15 protein-coding genes and 2 pseudogenes are annotated in these 15,903 nt (G+C 72.3%); all 17 read right to left on the reverse strand.

Going from position 1 to position 15,903, the window contains the following annotated elements; translation table 11 throughout:
* Positions 1–747: pseudogene (locus tag AB0C20_RS29375) on the reverse strand (ATPase); the annotation flags it as partial.
* Between the two features lie 74 nt (positions 748–821).
* Positions 822–1,853: a hypothetical protein gene (locus AB0C20_RS29380; protein WP_357189990.1), complete on the reverse strand. Its 1,032-nt coding sequence runs from the start codon at positions 1,851–1,853 to the stop codon at positions 822–824.
* 42 nt (positions 1,854–1,895) lie between these two features.
* Positions 1,896–2,840, reverse strand: a complete 945-nt coding sequence (locus tag AB0C20_RS29385; RefSeq protein ID WP_091407730.1) for an RluA family pseudouridine synthase — start codon at positions 2,838–2,840, stop codon at positions 1,896–1,898.
* Entirely contained in the window at positions 2,837–3,454 is a 618-nt protein-coding gene (lspA, locus tag AB0C20_RS29390) for a signal peptidase II (protein ID WP_357569156.1), read from the reverse strand. Before lspA ends, AB0C20_RS29385 begins: the two co-directional genes overlap by 4 nt.
* Positions 3,455–3,518: 64 nt before the next feature.
* Positions 3,519–3,938 carry a TraR/DksA C4-type zinc finger protein gene (locus tag AB0C20_RS29395; protein ID WP_124854350.1) on the reverse strand — a complete coding sequence of 140 codons (420 nt, stop codon included), beginning with the start codon at positions 3,936–3,938 and terminating at the stop codon, positions 3,519–3,521.
* A gap of 223 nt (positions 3,939–4,161) precedes the next feature.
* Positions 4,162–5,661, reverse strand: coding sequence for a potassium/proton antiporter (locus tag AB0C20_RS29400; protein ID WP_357189985.1), 1,500 nt, complete (start codon positions 5,659–5,661; stop codon positions 4,162–4,164).
* Between the two features lie 22 nt (positions 5,662–5,683).
* Positions 5,684–5,989 carry a DUF167 domain-containing protein gene (locus AB0C20_RS29405; RefSeq protein WP_357569157.1) on the reverse strand — a complete coding sequence of 102 codons (306 nt, stop codon included), beginning with the start codon at positions 5,987–5,989 and terminating at the stop codon, positions 5,684–5,686.
* A gap of 10 nt (positions 5,990–5,999) precedes the next feature.
* On the reverse strand, positions 6,000–6,755 hold the full coding sequence (locus AB0C20_RS29410; RefSeq protein ID WP_357569158.1) for a hypothetical protein: 756 nt from the start codon (positions 6,753–6,755) through the stop codon (positions 6,000–6,002).
* A gap of 80 nt (positions 6,756–6,835) precedes the next feature.
* Positions 6,836–7,645 carry a DivIVA domain-containing protein gene (locus AB0C20_RS29415; protein WP_036411965.1) on the reverse strand — a complete coding sequence of 270 codons (810 nt, stop codon included), beginning with the start codon at positions 7,643–7,645 and terminating at the stop codon, positions 6,836–6,838.
* Between the two features lie 44 nt (positions 7,646–7,689).
* Positions 7,690–7,995, reverse strand: a complete 306-nt coding sequence (locus tag AB0C20_RS29420) for a YggT family protein (RefSeq protein ID WP_357189979.1) — start codon at positions 7,993–7,995, stop codon at positions 7,690–7,692.
* 30 nt (positions 7,996–8,025) lie between these two features.
* Complete coding sequence (gene sepF, locus AB0C20_RS29425) at positions 8,026–8,718, reverse strand: cell division protein SepF (RefSeq protein ID WP_238667380.1); 693 nt, start codon at positions 8,716–8,718, stop codon at positions 8,026–8,028.
* A 191-nt stretch (positions 8,719–8,909) separates the two neighbouring features.
* Positions 8,910–9,653 (reverse strand): YggS family pyridoxal phosphate-dependent enzyme, encoded by a 744-nt coding sequence (locus AB0C20_RS29430; protein WP_357189976.1) that lies wholly within the window; start codon positions 9,651–9,653, stop codon positions 8,910–8,912.
* A 9-nt stretch (positions 9,654–9,662) separates the two neighbouring features.
* Positions 9,663–10,778: a cell division protein FtsZ gene (ftsZ, locus tag AB0C20_RS29435; RefSeq protein ID WP_357189974.1), complete on the reverse strand. Its 1,116-nt coding sequence runs from the start codon at positions 10,776–10,778 to the stop codon at positions 9,663–9,665.
* 245 nt (positions 10,779–11,023) lie between these two features.
* Positions 11,024–11,842, reverse strand: a complete 819-nt coding sequence (locus tag AB0C20_RS29440) for an FtsQ-type POTRA domain-containing protein (RefSeq protein ID WP_357569159.1) — start codon at positions 11,840–11,842, stop codon at positions 11,024–11,026.
* Entirely contained in the window at positions 11,839–13,404 is a 1,566-nt protein-coding gene (murC, locus tag AB0C20_RS29445; protein WP_357189970.1) for a UDP-N-acetylmuramate--L-alanine ligase, read from the reverse strand. The genes AB0C20_RS29440 and murC overlap by 4 nt, the downstream gene beginning before the upstream one ends.
* The gene (gene murG, locus AB0C20_RS29450; RefSeq protein WP_357569160.1) at positions 13,401–14,507 is read right to left on the reverse strand and encodes an undecaprenyldiphospho-muramoylpentapeptide beta-N-acetylglucosaminyltransferase; all 1,107 of its coding nucleotides are present in this window, start codon (positions 14,505–14,507) and stop codon (positions 13,401–13,403) included. Before murG ends, murC begins: the two co-directional genes overlap by 4 nt.
* Positions 14,507–15,808 (reverse strand): annotated as a pseudogene (locus tag AB0C20_RS29455) (putative peptidoglycan glycosyltransferase FtsW); the annotation flags it as partial. The gene murG and the pseudogene AB0C20_RS29455, both read right to left, overlap by 1 nt.
* Positions 15,809–15,903 lie beyond the last annotated feature (95 nt).

The raw sequence follows: 15,903 nt of genomic DNA on the forward strand, positions 1-15,903 counted from the left end.
GGGCGGGGGCGGGGGCGGGGGCGGGGCGGCCGGGTAGCCGGTCTCCGGCTGGTAGCCCGTCTCCAGCAGGGCGTACCGCGACTCCACCGGCGGGTCGCCCGGTCGGTAGCCGTTGTCCAGCAACGCGTAGCGCGACGGGACCGGGTCGGGGCCGCGGGCCGGCGGCTCGGGCTCGGCCCGGTACGTCGGCTCGGCCCGGTAGTCCGGCTCGGCGCGGTAGCCCGGATCGGCACGGTAGTCCGGCTCGGCACGGTAGCCGGGCGTGGCGAGGTAGTCCGGCTCGGCGCGGTAGCCCGGCTCGGCCCGGTAGCCGGGCTCAGCGCGGTAGTCCGGCTGCTCGGTCCGGTACGCGGGCTCCGCTCGATAGTCCGGCTCGGCCCGATAACCCGGCTCGGTCCGGTACGCGGGCTCGGCCCGGTAGTCCGGCTCGGCCCGGTAGGCGGGGTCGGCCCGGTAGGCGGGGTCGACCCGGTAGGTCGCCTCGGCCCGGTAACCAGGCTCCGCGCCGTACGACAGGTCGGCCGGATGCCCGATGGCGGGTGCCCGCCCGGCGTAGCCGTTCGGGGCCGCACGCCGTGGCAGCGGGTCCGGCGGCGGTTCCTCGCCGTGCCGCTCCGACTCGGTTTGCTCCGCGCCGCGACCGCCCAGCCGGGCGCGGTCCAACAGCGCGCGCCACCGCGGCGCTGGTTCGGCCGGCCGGCCCCAGCCGGTCTCACTGCCCTCCACGGCCCGCCCTCCCAGCGCCATCGATCTCTGTCTGACAGGCTACGAACCCAACCCTATTCGGACCACACCTCAGAGCGCACACCAGCCGGCGCAGATCACGACGACGGCGATGGCGGCGACGGCTCGGTGAGGGCGGCGTCCGGCGAGGTGGTGACACTCGGCGGCGCCGAGTCGCTGGGCTCCGGCTTCGACGGTTCGGGTGACGGAATCGTCACGACTGGTGCGGGTTCCGACGATTCGCCCACGGGGGCCGACGACGCCGGTGCGCTGATCATCGGCGCCGGCCGCTCGGACCGGGTCGGTACGGGGCTCGGCCCGGTGTCGACCGGCGGGCGCACCACGTCACGCTGCTCCGGCAGGGGTGGCGTGAAGACAGTCCGGTCCAGCCGGTACACCTCGGGAGCGGGGTCGACCGCCCGTACATCCGGCCGGGCCGCGACACCGCGCAGCGCCACCGGCGTCGCGCGCACCACCGCCGCGTAGACGCAGGCGCAGCCGGTGCGGTACGCGGCCGCCTCGGCGGCGGCCACCTCGGCGCCGCTGACGTACTGCTCCCGCAACTCCCGCTCGCCCGCCCCGTCGCCGTCGACAGCGGCGGCCCTGACCCGATAGTCGGCGGCCTCGGTCTCCTTGCGGGTGGCCACCTGTTCCATTCCGGCGACCACGTCGTCGGGCACCCGCAGCGCGGGGATCTTGACGATCTCGGTCTGCCTGCCGGGCAGCGGAACCCGCCCGAAGACTGTCGAGACCCCGACGTCGCCGAGCACCGTCGCCAGCCGCTGCGGAGGCAGGTACGCGTCGAGCGTGACCAGTGCGTACGTCCCGCCCTCGGCGGCCGGCGCGGACGCGGGCAGCGCGGCCAGGTCGGCCGCGGCGGACCGCAGGTAGCCGGGGACGGAGTCGCCGTCGGCAACGCCGACCCGGGTCACCTCGCCGACCGTCCGGTCGCCGACCGGAGTGTCGTCGACGGCCCAGACGGCGGTGCCCAACACCGCCGCCGCGGAGAGCACCGCGGCCCAACTGAGGACGCCGGAGCGCGCCGACCGGTCGCCCAGCCGGGCCACGGCCCGGGTCAGCGGCGGCAGCAACCGCTGGTCCAGTTGCCGCAGCAGGTTGCCGGCGCGCACGGGCGGGATCCCCTCTGTGGAACGGTGTCGGGCGGTCGCCGCTCAGTCACGCAGGATCTGAAGCGCACGGTCCAGGTCGTCAGGGTAGTCGCTGACGAACCGGACCTCGTCCCCCGTTCGGGGGTGCAAAAAGCTCAGTTCGCGGGCGTGCAGCCACTGTCGGGCCAGGCCGAGACGGGCCGAGAGGGTGGGATCGGCGCCGTAGGTGAGGTCACCCACACAGGGGTGCCGCAGTGTGGAGAAGTGCACCCGGATCTGGTGGGTCCGGCCGGTCTCCAGCCGGACGTCGACCAGACTCGCCGCCGGGAACGCCTCCAGAGTGTCGTAGTGGGTGATGCTCGGCTTACCGCCGGAGACCACCGCCCAGCGGTAGTCGTGGGTGGGGTGCCTGTCGATCGGCGCGTCGACGGTGCCCCGCAGCGGGTCCAGGTGACCCTGCACCACAGCGTGGTAGCCCTTGTCGACCTCGCGGTACTTGAAGGCCCGCTTCAACGCCGTGTACGCCTGCTCGCTCTTGGCCACCACCATGATCCCGGTGGTGCCCACGTCGAGCCGGTGCACCACGCCCTGACGCTCGGCGGCGCCACTGGTGGAGATGCGGTGCCCGATCGCGGCGAGCGCGCCGATCACCGTCGGCCCGGTCCACCCGGGGCTCGGGTGCGCGGCCACCCCGACCGGCTTGTCGACCACGACGATGTCGTCGTCGGCGTAGACGACCCGCAGGCCGGGCACCGCCTGCGGCACCACAGTCGGCGGCGCGACCGGGGCGGGCAGCGTGACGTCCAGCCAGGAGCCGGCCTTGACCTTGTGCGAGTTGGGCCGGGCGGAGCCGTCGACCAGCGCGTCCCCGGCGTCGACAAGGGCCGCAGCGGCGGTGCGGGAGAGCCCGAACAGGCGGGACACGGCCTGGTCCAGGCGCATGCCGTCGAGGCCGTCCGGAACCGGAAGGGAACGGTGGTCGCCGCCAGCGGCGAACGCGGAGGTCATGCCCGCTCCCGCTGCTCGGCGCCCGGCGCGGCGGCGTCCGTCGTGGCCGGGTCGCCGTCGCGCCCCGCCCGCCGGCCGTCACGTTGGCGGCCGGTCAGCTCCAACAGGACGGCCAGAAGCACGCCGCAGACCAGCGAACTGTCGGCCAGGTTGAACACCGGCCAGACCTGACCGTACGGGTCGAAGAGGCTGATCATGTCGACGACGTGCCCGTGGAACGGGGACGGCGCCCGGAAGATCCGGTCGACGAGGTTGCCCAACGCGCCACCGAGCACCAGGCCGAGCGAAACCGCCCAGGGCAGCGAGCGCAGCCGCAGTGCCATCCAGACGATCCAGCCGACCACACCGATGGTGATCAGTGGGAAGACCCAGGTGTGGTCCGCGCCGATGCTCCAGGCCGCGCCGCTGTTGCGGGTCAGGCTCAGGTAGACGAAACCGCCGAGCAGGCGGACCGGCTCCCGGTCGGTCAGCGCGGCCAGCGCGAGATGCTTGGTGACCAGGTCGGCCAGCAGGGCCACCAGGGCGACTCCGGCCAGAATCGCGACGGCCCGGGACCGGCGGGTGCCGCCGCCCGGATCGGTGCGGCCGGGTTCGGCGGACGGTACTGCGGTCATGCGCTCCCCATCGACAGTCTTGGCGGTGATCGCTCACCGTCTCATCGCCGCCGGGGAACGGACCTCAGCGCCGCTCCTCCAGCTGCTTGCACGTCACACACAGGGTGGCCGACGGGAAGGCGGCGAGGCGCTCGACCGGGATCGGGTTGCCGCACCGCTCGCACCAGCCGTAACCACCCTCGTCGAGACGCTCCAGAGCGCGCTCCACCTGCGTGATCCGTTCCAGAATGCTGTTGGCGAGAGAGATCTCCTGCTCCCGCTCGAGCGTCTTGGTGCCCGTGTCGGCCTGGTCGTCCCCGGCCGAGTCGGTCAGCCGATCGCGCTGCAGCTCGGTGATCTCACTCAGCGTCTGATCGTACTCGGCACGAAGCTCGTCCCGCCGCGCCGCCAGCGCCGCCCGGATCTTCTCGGTCTCCGCGGTGCTGCGGGTGGCCTTCGCCGCCGGCTTGCGCCCGGCGGTCCTGGTGTCGGATGGCTTCGCCATGGGTCGCTCCCTCGGCCGGGGAACCGCGCGGTCCGCGGCGCCTGGTCAGGGGGCGCCGACCAGGCGTCCCCTAGTACGAAAAGGGGCGCACGGCGACGATGGCCGCGCACTCCGGAGATTGGCAAGAATACGGAACGTACAGGCGTCCGACAACGTGCCGCACCGTCGCTCCGCCTAACAGCCCCTAGCCCTGCCTAACCGGGGCAAAGGGAACGCTAGCAGATCAATTGGGCACCTCATCCCCGTACTCACCAAACCATCGGGCCAGGCGACCCCGCCGACTGACCGCCCGCAACCGCCGTTCCGCCGCGTCCCGCACCCCGGCGGTCGCCACGATCAGCAGACTGTCGCCGGTCTTCAACCGGGTGTCCGGTGCGGGCACGAAGCCCACGCCGTCGCGCAGCACCAGGGTCACCGACGCGCCCAGCGGAAGGCGCAACTCGTCGACGTGCACGCCGGCCAGTCGCGAGCCCGGTGGCACCTCCACCTGGAGCAGGTCCGCCCGCATTCGCTCCAGTGGCGCGGTCTCCACGTGGATCTCGGCGGCCTCGGCCGGCGCTGTCACCCGCAACCGGCGGGCGAACGGCCCCAGCGTCCCGGTCTGCACCAACGTGAAGATCACCACCAGCACGAAGACCACGTCGAAGAGCCGCTCCGCGCCGGGCACCCGCTCGGAGAGCGGAATGGTGGCCAGCACGATCGGCACCGCCCCGCGCAGCCCAGCCCAGGACAGGAACGCCTGTTCTCGAAGGCCGACCCGAAACGGCAACGCCGTGACGGCCACCGACAACGGCCGGGCCAGGAGCACCAGAGCCAGCCCGGCGACCACCGCGGGCAACACCGCCGCGTCCAGCCGGCCCGGCGAGGCCAGCAACCCGAGCAGCACGAACAACCCGATCTGGGCGAGCCAGGCAAGCCCGTCCGCGAAACCGAGAATCGCCTGCCGGTGCGACAGGCGGGCATTGCCCAGCAGCACCCCGGCCACATAGACGGCGAGGAAGCCCGAGGCGTGCAGAACGGCCCCCGCGGCGTACGCCAGCACGGTGATGCCCACCGCGGCGATCGGGTAGAGCCCGGCCGAGGGCAGCGCCGCCCGGCGCAGCGCCCAGGTGCCGGCGACGCCCGCGGCCACGCCCACCGCCGCACCGACGCCCAGCTCGTAACAGACCAGCGCGACCTCGTACCACCACGGGTGCGCGAAACCCCTGTGGGACAGCAGCACCACCAGCAGCACCACCGGGGCGTCGTTCATCCCCGACTCGGCCTCCAGTGTCGCCACGAGCCGGGGCGGCAACCGCAGTCGGCGCAGGGTGGCGAAGACGGCCGCCGCGTCGGTGGACGAGAGCACCGCGCCGTAGAGCAGTGCCAACCGCCAGTCCAGCCCCAGCAGCAGGTGCACTGCCACGCCGACCACCACGATGCTGACGATCACGCCGACGGTGGAGAGCGCGGAGGCCAGCCCGAGCACCGGGCGCAGCGTGGTCCACCGGGCGGTGAGGCCGCCCTCCGCGATGATCACGATCAGCGCGCAGAAGCCGAGGGTCCGGGTCAGCTCGACGTCGTCGAAACGGATGCCCAACCCGCTCTCGCCGATCGCCACGCCCAGAGCCAGGTAGACCAGAAGGCTGGGCACACCGAGGCGGGTGGAGAGTCGCACCGCGCCGACAGCCACCAGCAGCACTGCCGCACCGAGCAGCAGCGCGATGTCCAACCCGGGCGTCACGGCTGCCTTGCCTGGGCTGTCCTCACTCGGCGGATCCGTCGCGCAGGCGGCGCAGCACCCCGGGCAACTCCGGGCCGGGCCGATCGACGAGGAAGAGCTTGTCCCGGCTGGCCGCGCCGGTACGCAGTGACACGGCGGCCGGTCGGACGCCCAACGCGCCGGCCAACGCCCGGCGGGCGGCCTCGGTGGCCCGACCGTCGACCGCCGGGTCGTGGACCGCGATCACGAGGGCGGGCCCGTGCGGGCCGTCGAACCGGCCACCCACCCGGTCCCGGGAGGCGCCGGGCTTCACCCGTACCGCCACTGTGAGCGTGTCCTGCGCGGGCACCGGCACCGCTTCAGATCGGCCGGGCGTCGGCGAGGAGAGCAGTGGCCGGCGCGCAGTGCGCGCACGGGGTGAAGCCGAGTTCCACGGCCTCGGCGACCGGCAACGTCTCGGGCTGCCAGCCGATCAGGTGGGGGCAGCCGTCCAGGTGGTAACGGGGGCGGCCGTCGACGACCTCGACGGCGTCGAGCAGTCGGGCCACCCGGGCCGCCTCGGCGGCCGTGATCTGCTGGGCGGCCGGCTCGTCGACCGCCGCGACCGCCGGGTCGAACACGTCATCGGTCGACGCCGCGAACGGCGACGCCGGGCTTACCGGACGGGCCCGCGCGGGCGGCTCGTCCGCCGCGCCCACCAACGGCGACGCGTCATCGACGCGCGGCGGGGCCTCATCGATCGGCGGCGCACTGTCAACCGGTGGCGCCTGGTCGACCGGCGGCTCGGGTGGTTGCCGCCACCCGGTGCCGCCGGTACCAAACGTCGTGGGCACGTGCTGGACCGGTACCTCCGGCTCGACCAGCGGCGGCCCGTACGCGACACCCGGTGTGGCCTGGCTGGCCGTGCGGGGTGCGTCGGGGTGCCGTCGGTCGGTCCGGCCGGGATCCGCCATGGCGCGGTTGGCGGCTGCCTGGCGGGCGCCCACCACCAACGCCACGGCGGCCAGCAGACTGGCCGCGATGGAGATGACCAACAAGAAGCTGGAGCCACCGGCCAGGCCGAGCACCAGTAGCACCACCGCGACGAGGATGAGCAGAAGACTTGCGACTATCACGGCTCACCCCCGCCGCGTCGAACTGTCCAGGCCAGGCCGGCGACCGTCACCATTGGCGGACAGCGATCGCCGGCCGGTGCTCAGCGTCCGGCTTCGAGGGCGCCGGAGCGCCCGCCGCCGCCGTACGAACCAGCGAGACCCGCTGCGGCCAGCCCGTTGCCGCCAGCGACCCGGCCGGCTTCGGAGCGGGTCATCTCGGCCTCGAGGCCCTGGCCACGACCGTCGAGGTCCCGCAGCTGGCTCTCCAGGTACGCCTTGAGCCGGGTGCGGTACTCGCGCTCGAACTGCTTGAGCTCCTCGATGTGCTTCTGCAGAGCCGTGCGCTTGGCGTCCAGGCCGCCCATGGCCTCCTGGTGCCGCTGGCGGGCGTCCCGCTCAAGGGCGTCAGCCTTGGCGCGCGCCTCCCGGGTCACCTCCTCGGCCTTGCTGCGAGCCTCGGACAGCAGCTGGTCGGCCTCGCGGCGAGCGTCGGACACGTGGTCGTCAGCGGTGCGCTGGGCCATCATCAGCACGCGCAGGGCCTGCTGCTCACCGTCACCGGTGACGCCGCCGGCCGGGCCGCCGGTCGCGCGGACCTGCTCCAGCTCGGCCTGCATCGCGCGGGCAGCCTGCTCGGCCGCCGACTTGTCGCGCTGCACCCGGTCCAGTTGGGCCTTGACATCGTTGAGCTCCGCCGCCAGTCGGGCGTCGCCGCCGGGGCCGGCGGGAGCACCGCCACGGCCACCGCGCTCCACCTGGGCGCGCAGCTCGTTGTTCTCCTCGATGAGACGGGCGAGCTCGCGCTCGACCTCGTCAAGGAAGGCGTCGACCTCCTCCTCGTCATACCCCCGTTTGCCGATCGGCGGCTTTTTGAAGGCGACGTTGTGGACGTCGGCCGGGGTCAGCGGCATCGAAACTCCTCGGGTCAGTTGCGGCCGCGAAAGCGCGTCGGTCATCAGGCAGATGCCCTGATCGACGGCCCTAACACGAACTCCATCAGCACGAACAGGATAACCAGGAGCACAAGGGAGGCCAGGTCGATGCTCACGGTACCAATTCGCAGCGGAGGGATCACACGCCTCAACGCGTTGAGAGGGGGATCAGTGACGCTCCACACGGATTCCAATCCTGCGGATGCTCCACGCCCCGGTTGCCAGCGACGGCCGTACTGCAGGACGGCGCCCAACACGAACCGGGACAGAAGAAGGAGCAGGAAGACATAAAGGATCAGGTACAGCACTTGCAGTAAGATCGACAACACGGTCAGCGACGTCCCTCGGGTCGGGCGGGATCAACTCAGACTGAAAAAGCCGCCCTCAGCGATCTTGGCTTTGTCCTCTGCGGTGACCTGGACGTTAGCCGGTGAGAGCAGGAACACCCGATTGGTCACGCGCTCGATCGTACCGCGCAGGCCGAACGCCAGTCCGGCGGCGAAGTCCACCAGACGGCGGGCATCGGCCTCATCCATCTCGGTGAGATTGATGATTACCGGGACGCCGTCGCGGAAGTGCTCACCGATGGTGCGCGCCTCCCGGTAGGTGGTGGGGTGCAGCGTGGTGATCTGGTAACGCTGCTCCTCCTCGGGCAGGGCTCGCTCGCGCGACGTGACCTGCGGCGCGAGGGCGAGGTTGTCCCGGGTGTGGTAGGTCAGCGCACCGGAGGTCTCGCCCGCCGACGACCGGGTGATCGACCGGACGCTGGACCGCTCGATCCGCTCCGGCCGCTCACCGTCACCGCGCTCGGACTCGCTCAACCGCCCGCTCGACCGCTCGGAGAGTCGACCCCGCCCGCTGTCGCGCGGCCGCGGAGCCGGTGGCTCCTCGGCGTCATCCTCGTCGTCGTCGGCGAACTCCTCGGCATACCGGCTCTGCCGGTAACGCGAGTCGCGGTAGCCACCCTTGTCGTAGCCACCGTCGTCGTAGGCCCGCTCGTCGTCTTCTTCGACCAGACCGAGCCAGACCCCCGCCTTGCGCAGTGCACCCATCCCGCGCCCTTCCGTCCGCCGTGCGGCACGCGCCCCCGTGCCATGTCGCCCGTCGCGAGTGGACAACCATGCCCATCGGACCGGAACGGCAATCCCCCGGCGCGCGATTCGCGTCGCGCGCCACGACCCCCGACTAGGAGACGCCCGCCCCTGAAACAACACTGATGTAATTTGCTTGTCTCGCGGTCAGGCTACCGCAGCGTGGGACGCATTCCGAGCAACGCGCTACCGACGCGGACATGTGTCGCGCCGTAACGGATCGCGATTTCGAAATCTCCGCTCATACCGGCGGACAACGCCGTGGCTCCCGGATGGACAGCCCGAAACGCGCCGGCGACCTCCGCGAGCCGGGCGAACGCCCGCTCCGGCTCCCACCCCAGCGGAGCGACAGCCATGAGACCGGCCAGACGCATCCCCGGCGCGTCGGCCAGCGCCTCGGCCACCGGCTCCAGACCGGCGGCCGGATCCGCCGAGCCGGGCAGGGCCCCGCCCCGGGCCGCGTCGCCGTCGATGCTCACCTGGACCAGCGCGTCGAGCGGCTCCTGCCGCTCCGCGGTCGCGGTGGCCAACGCCCGCGCCAGCCGCACACTGTCGACGGAGTGCACCACGTCGGCGTAGCGGACCACCGAACGGGCCTTGTTGCGCTGCAACTGCCCGATGAAGTGCCAGCGGGGACGCACCCCGGCGGCAGCCACCTCGGCGGCCTTGCCGGCCGCCTCCTGGTCGCGGTTCTCCCCCATGTCGGTCACCCCGAGCCCGGCCAGCGCCAACACGTCGCTGGCCGGGTAGGTCTTCGTCACGGCGATCATGGTTACCTCGGCACGGTCCCGGCCGGCCTGCGCGCAGGCGTCATCGAGCCGGGACCGAACCTGGGCCAGACCGGCCGCGAGTTCGGCGTGCCGATCTGGCCGTACCGTGGCTGAGCTGTCGGTCATCGGCGGTGCTCAGGACCCGTTCTTGAGGAAGTCGGGAACGTCCACGTCGTCGAAGAGCACGCGACGCGGCGACTGGGCCGGAGTCGGGTTGGTGGCCGGCGTCGGCGCCGGGGCGCTCTGCGGCGCCGGCTGGTTGGTGTTGGACTTGCGGGTCGGCTCGGCCGCCTTGTACGCGGGCGTGCCGCCGTCGAAGCCCGCCGCGATGACAGTCACCCGCACCTCGTCACCGAGCGCGTCGTCGATGACCGCGCCGAAGATGATGTTGGCGTCCGGGTGGGCCGCGTCGGTGACCAGCTGGGCTGCGTCATTGATCTCGAACAGGCCCAGGTCGGAGCCGCCGGCGATGGAGAGCAACACGCCGCGCGCGCCGTCCATGCTCTGCTCCAGCAGCGGGCTGGAGATGGCCGCCTCAGCCGCCTCGACCGCGCGGTTCTCGCCGCGGGCGCTGCCGATGCCCATCAACGCGCTGCCGGCACCGCTCATCACGCTCTTGACGTCGGCGAAGTCCAGGTTGATCAGACCCGGGGTGGTGATCAGGTCGGTGATGCCCTGCACACCCGAGAGCAGCACCTGGTCGGCAGTGCGGAACGCGTCCATCATGCTGATGTTGCGGTCGCCCAGGGCCAGCAGCCGGTCGTTCGGAATGACGATCAGCGTGTCGCACTGGTTGCGGAGCTCGTCTATCCCCGTCTCGGCCTGCACCTGGCGGCGCTTGCCCTCGAAGGAGAACGGCCGGGTCACCACGCCGATGGTCAGCGCGCCGAGCTTGCGGGCGATGTTGGCCACCACTGGCGCGCCGCCGGTGCCGGTGCCGCCGCCCTCGCCGCAGGTCACGAAGACCATGTCGGCGCCCTTGAGGACCTCCTCGATCTCGTCGCGGTGGTCCTCGGCGGCGTTCTTCCCGACGTCCGGGTTGGCCCCGGCACCCAGGCCACGGGTCAGCTCCCGACCGACGTCGAGCTTGACGTCGGCGTCGCTCATCAGCAGCGCCTGCGCATCGGTGTTGATCGCGATGAACTCGACGCCCTTGAGCCCAACCTCGATCATCCGGTTGACGGCGTTGACGCCGCCACCCCCGATGCCGACGACCTTGATGACCGCCAGGTAGTTGTGCGGAGGTGTCATCTCCGGTCCTTTCCTTCGAGATTGGCTTCGGCCGACCGGTTACGGCGTGGCCAGACCAGCGGCCGACGACAGCTGTCACCAACGAGGATCAGGGGTGAACCCTAACCCTCTACTAGAGGCTTACAGTTATGTCAACCACTGAAGCTCTTCGAGGCAACGTAAGCGCCACCGCGCGATGAGCCAAGGACCCGGGCGGCGTGTCGCCGCGCGGAGCGCCACGGGTCACGTCCTCGCACGCTCACCGGTCAACGAAAGGTCACCACATCCGGCGCGCTCACGTCGATCCGGTCGGTGTCCTGGTCGAGCAACGCGGTGGCCACCCGAGCCTTGTCCGTACCCCGGGTGGCGTCGCCCCAGACCACCGTCCGGTCGCCTCGCAACCGCAGGCTGATCCGGGCCAGCCCCGCCACGTTCACGTCCACCAGCTCCGCGCGCAGCTGCGGCGTCAGCGCGACGAGCACCTCCAGCGCGGCCCGGGTGCCCGGGTCGTCGGCGGCCGGCCGGGCCACAGTCACCTGTGGAAGGTCGGCGGGGCGTCGCTCCACAGTCCGGAAGGCCACCCCACTCCGGTCGATTAGGGCGAACGCCTCGCCCTGCGGCACCACGGCCACAGCGGTCCGCTCGGTCACCCGCACCACCAGCGCGCCGGGCCAGTCCCGGGAGACAGTGGCCCGCTCCACCGCCGGCAGCGCGCCGACCCGACGGGCGACGGCGGCCAGGTCCACACGGGCCAGCGGCACGCCGTCCGGCACCCCTACCGCGTCGTGCACCTGCACCGGGGTGACCAGGTCGGCACCCTCCACGCGTACCTCCCGAACCCCGAACAGCCCGGTGCCGAGCACCGTCCAGGCGACCAGCCCGGCCAGGGCGAGCACCCCGGCGGCCACCGCCCACGGCAGCGCCGCACGCATGCGACGCTGCCGGGCACGGGCCATGAACCGGCGGGTCGAGGGCGGTACCGCGTCGCGGCCCGCCCGGACCAACTGCCAGCGCCGGGCCGGACCGCGGCGCGGGGCGCCACCGTCGGCGGCGCTGGTCCGCCCTCGGGCCGGGCCGGGACTCATCCGGCCGTGGGCGCCGAGCCGCCGGGCACGGCGGTGCCACCGAGAGCCGCGCCGTCGCCGCCGGACGTCGCCCCACCCGGCACCGGATCACCGATCGCCGGGGCGGCGGCCACCGGGTCGACCGTCGCTGTCGGTGCCGAGCCGGCCGTACGCTCACCCAGGGCGGCCAGCAACTCGTCGCCCATCAGCGAGATCGGCGGGGCGCCCATGGTGACCACCACGTCCCCGGAGCGGGCGCGACGGGCCACCTCGATCGGGGCCTGCTCCCACGACTCCACGAAGACCTTGCGGTCGGCGGGCAGATCGACCGCCGCGATCAGCGCCGCCGAGCCCTCGCCGGGCTGACGCAACTCACCCGGCCCGAAGACCTCCAGGAGCACCACCTCATCGGCGATGGCCAGCGCCTCGGCGATCTCCGCCTGGTTGTCGCGAGTGCGGTACAGCCGGTACGGCTGGAAGACGACGATCAGCCGGCCGTCCCCGGCGACCTCGCGCAACGTCTGGTTCGCCAACGTCATCGAGGTCGGGTGGTAGGCGTACTCGTCGTAGACCAGCACGCCGTCCGCGACACCCTTGCGCTCGAAGCGCCGTCGCACCCCGGGGAAGACCGCCAGCGCGGCCTCCGCCGCCTCCAGCGGCAGTTCCAGCAGGTACGCGGCCAGCACCGCGGCGGCGCTGTTCAGCCCCATGTGCCGTCCCGGCACCGGCAGCCGGAACTCGCCCAGCGACCGGCCGTCGATCGCGGCCAGGTAGCGCACCCCGCGTGCGGAGGAGACCATCTCGGTCAACCGCAGGTCGGCGTCGGCGGCCTCGCCGTAGGTGAACACCCGTCGTCCCTCGGACCGCAGGCTCTCGGCCAACCGCCGACCGCCCGGGTCGTCGGCGCAGGTGATGATGAACCCGTCCGGGTCGGTGAGGCGGGCGAACTCCACGAACGCCGCCTCCAGCGTCGCGTAGTCGCCGTAGGTGTTCAGGTGGTCCGCCTCGACGTTCGTGATGATCGAGACGTACGGGCGGTAGATGAGGAACGAGCGGTCGCTCTCGTCCGCCTCGACCACGAAGTGCTCGCCGGTGCCGTGGTGGGCGCCCGAGCCGACCTCGGAGATCTCCCCACCGATCACGAAGGACGGGTCCACACCGGCCTGCTGGAGCACCATCGTCACCATCGAGGTGGTGGTGGTCTTGCCGTGCGTGCCGGCGACGGCCACCGCCCGACGGCCGGTCATCGCCGCGGCGAGCGCCTCCGAGCGGTGCAGCACCCGCAGGCCGCGCCGACGCGCCTCGACCAACTCCAGGTGGTCCTGGGGAATGGCCGACGAGTAGACGACGGTGTCGACCCCGTCGAGGTTGGTCACCTCGTGGCTGAGGTGGATGGTGCCGCCGAGCGCCCGCAGGCCGGCCAGCGACGGCCACTCCCGCAGGTCGCTGCCGGAGACCCGGATACCGCGGGTGAGCAACAGCCGGGCCACGCCGAGCATGCCCACCCCACCCACTCCGATCAGGTGGACGGCGCCCAGGTCCTCGGCGGTGAGAGTGCCGGCCGGGGTGAACTGCGCGGTCATCGGGCCACCGCCGCCAGCACGAAGGACCGCAGCGCCTCGTCGCCGTCGCGCCTGCCGTACGACCCGGCGGCGGCACCCATGTTGTAGAGCCGCTGTGGGTCGCGGATGAGGGGGATGACGGTGCGCTCCAGCCAGTCCGGGGTGAGCTCCGCGTCGTCGACCAGCAGCCCACCGCCGGCCTCCACCACGGGCAGCGCGTTGCGCCGCTGCTCCTGGTTGCTGTGCGGGTACGGCACGTAGATCGTGGGCAACCCGATGGCGGCCACCTCGGCGACGGTCATCGCCCCGCCCCGGGCCAGCATCAGGTCGGCGGCGGCGTAACCGAGCTCCATCTCGGACAAATACGGCAGCGTCACGTACGGCACCGGCAGGTCGGTGGGGATCGGCACCGGCTCGTTGCGGGCGCCCATCACGTGCAGCACCTGCACGCCGTTGCGGGCCAGCTCCTTGGCCGCACCGGAGACCGCCAGGTTGATCGAGCGGGCGCCGGACGAGCCGCCGGACACGAAGAGCACCGGCAGGTCCGGGCGGAGCCCGAAGTGGGCGCGGGCGGCGTTACGCAACGCGTACCGGTCCAGACCGGCGATGCTGCGGCGCAGCGGCACACCGACGACCGTCGCGTCCCGCAGCGCCTCGGACTGGCTCGGCTGGTTCGGGAAGCCGACGGCCACGTTCTTTGTGAACTTCATGCCGAGCTTGTTGGCCACGCCCGGTGGCACGTTCACCTCGTGGATCACCATGGGCAACTCGCGGCGCCACGCGGCCAGGTAGGCCGGCACCGAGACGTACCCTCCGAAGCCGACGACCACGTCGGCGCGCACCTCGTCGATCACCTTGCCCGCGGCGCGCGCCGCGGTCCACATCCGGCCCGGTGTGCGGACCAGGTTCATGTTGACCGACCGGGGCAGCTGGTACGCCGGGATCTGCCGCAGGTCGTAGCCCTGCGGCGGGATCAGGTCGTTCTCCATGCCCCGGGGTGTGCCGAGGCAGGTGATCCGGACGCCCGGGTCGTGTCGGCGCAGGCAGTCGGCGAAGGCGAGCAGCGGGTAGACGTGCCCCCCGGTGCCACCTCCCGCGAGCACCACCGAACGCAGCGGACCCATCAGCGTCTCCTCTCGCTCGCCGTACCCTTGCGGCTGCGGTCCTGTCGGACCCCGCGCGGCGCGGCCTGATCGTCATGGCGCCGCTCGCGGGACCGGGGCACGGACCCTCGGCCAGCGGGCGGCGTCGCCGGTCGGCGACGCCGGCCGGGAAGCGGCGGCAACGGGGCCCAGAGTAGTCGGACCCACCGGGCCGGCGGACGGGCATGCAGTGCTCTGGCCGCATCGGGTTCGGCGCGCGCGAAGGACGCCAGCATGCCGATGCCGGCCAACGTCACCACCAGGGCACTTCCGCCGTCGGAGATGAACGGCAGCGGCAGACCGGTGATCGGCAGCAGCCCGACCACCCCACCGATGTTGATCACAGCCTGGCTGACCAGCCAGGTGGTCACGGCGGTGGCGGCGAGCCGGCGGAACGGGTCGTCGACCCGCCGGGCGATCCGGAACCCGGTGTACGCGAGGACCGCGAAGAGGCTGAGCACCACGACGCACCCGATCACGCCCAGTTCCTCGGCGATGATCGCGAAGATGAAGTCGTTGTGCGCCTCGGGGAGCCAGTCCCACTTCAGGCTGCCCTTGCCCAGCCCGACACCGAACCAGCCACCGTGCTCGATGGCCAGCCGTCCCTGGTAGAACTGGAGGCAGTCGTTGAGCTTGCAGGTCTCCGGGTCCGGTGGGTTGAAGAACATGTCCAGCCGGGCGAGGCGGTAGTTGTCGGCGCCGCGCTCGCCGGAGCCGGCGCCCAGCGAGGCCACCGCCACGAGCAGGCCGATCCCGACCAGGCCGGCCGTGGCCAGGGCGCCGAAGACCCGCATCCGCACCCCGGCGGCCCAGAGCAGGCCCACGACCAGGGCCAGCAGACAGAGCATCGTGCCGGTGTCGTTGTATCCGACCAGGACGAAGAGGAGGCCGACCACCGGGAAGAGCGGGGTGGCCAGTTCGCGCCACCAACCGAGCGCGGCGCCCTTGCGGGCGACAAGGTGCGCACCCCAGAGCACCATCGCGAACTTGGCCAGCTCGGAGGGTTGTAGCTGGATCCCGCCGACGAACAGCCAGTTCAGATGCGCCTCGACCGGCCCGAAGCTGGCCGAATCCTGACCGGTCAGCCGGGCGAACGCGACCAGCAGGTTGAGCACCACCAACAGCCCGATCGAGGTGAACAGCAGCGGCCGCCCCAGCGAGCGGTAGGTGCTGGCCGGCAGGCGCTGGCAGACCCAGAACGCACCGATGCCGATCACCGCGAAGATGGCCTGCTTGGTCACCGAGGCCGAGGCGTTGCCGTCCTCGGCGTAGTCCTTCACGCTTGCCGGGTGAGCGACGGGCCCGCGTGGCCGGCGACGCGTACGGCCTGGGGCACTCCACGCTGATCATCGGCGCCATCTACGTCGCGCTCGGCATC

Origin of the sequence: Micromonospora sp. NPDC048843 (assembly GCF_040649965.1) — a bacterium.
Taxonomy (GTDB): domain Bacteria; phylum Actinomycetota; class Actinomycetes; order Mycobacteriales; family Micromonosporaceae; genus Micromonospora; species Micromonospora hortensis.

Coding starts and splice junctions, on each gene's coding strand:
- AB0C20_RS29385 (WP_091407730.1), bottom strand. CDS start 2,840: ATGACCTCCGCGTTCGCCGCTGGCGGCGACCACCGTTCCCTTCCGGTT.
- lspA (WP_357569156.1), bottom strand. CDS start 3,454: ATGACCGCAGTACCGTCCGCCGAACCCGGCCGCACCGATCCGGGCGGC.
- AB0C20_RS29395 (WP_124854350.1), bottom strand. CDS start 3,938: ATGGCGAAGCCATCCGACACCAGGACCGCCGGGCGCAAGCCGGCGGCG.
- AB0C20_RS29415 (WP_036411965.1), bottom strand. CDS start 7,645: ATGCCGCTGACCCCGGCCGACGTCCACAACGTCGCCTTCAAAAAGCCG.
- sepF (WP_238667380.1), bottom strand. CDS start 8,718: ATGGGTGCACTGCGCAAGGCGGGGGTCTGGCTCGGTCTGGTCGAAGAA.
- AB0C20_RS29430 (WP_357189976.1), bottom strand. CDS start 9,653: ATGACCGACAGCTCAGCCACGGTACGGCCAGATCGGCACGCCGAACTC.
- ftsZ (WP_357189974.1), bottom strand. CDS start 10,778: ATGACACCTCCGCACAACTACCTGGCGGTCATCAAGGTCGTCGGCATC.
- AB0C20_RS29440 (WP_357569159.1), bottom strand. CDS start 11,842: ATGAGTCCCGGCCCGGCCCGAGGGCGGACCAGCGCCGCCGACGGTGGC.
- murC (WP_357189970.1), bottom strand. CDS start 13,404: ATGACCGCGCAGTTCACCCCGGCCGGCACTCTCACCGCCGAGGACCTG.
- murG (WP_357569160.1), bottom strand. CDS start 14,507: ATGGGTCCGCTGCGTTCGGTGGTGCTCGCGGGAGGTGGCACCGGGGGG.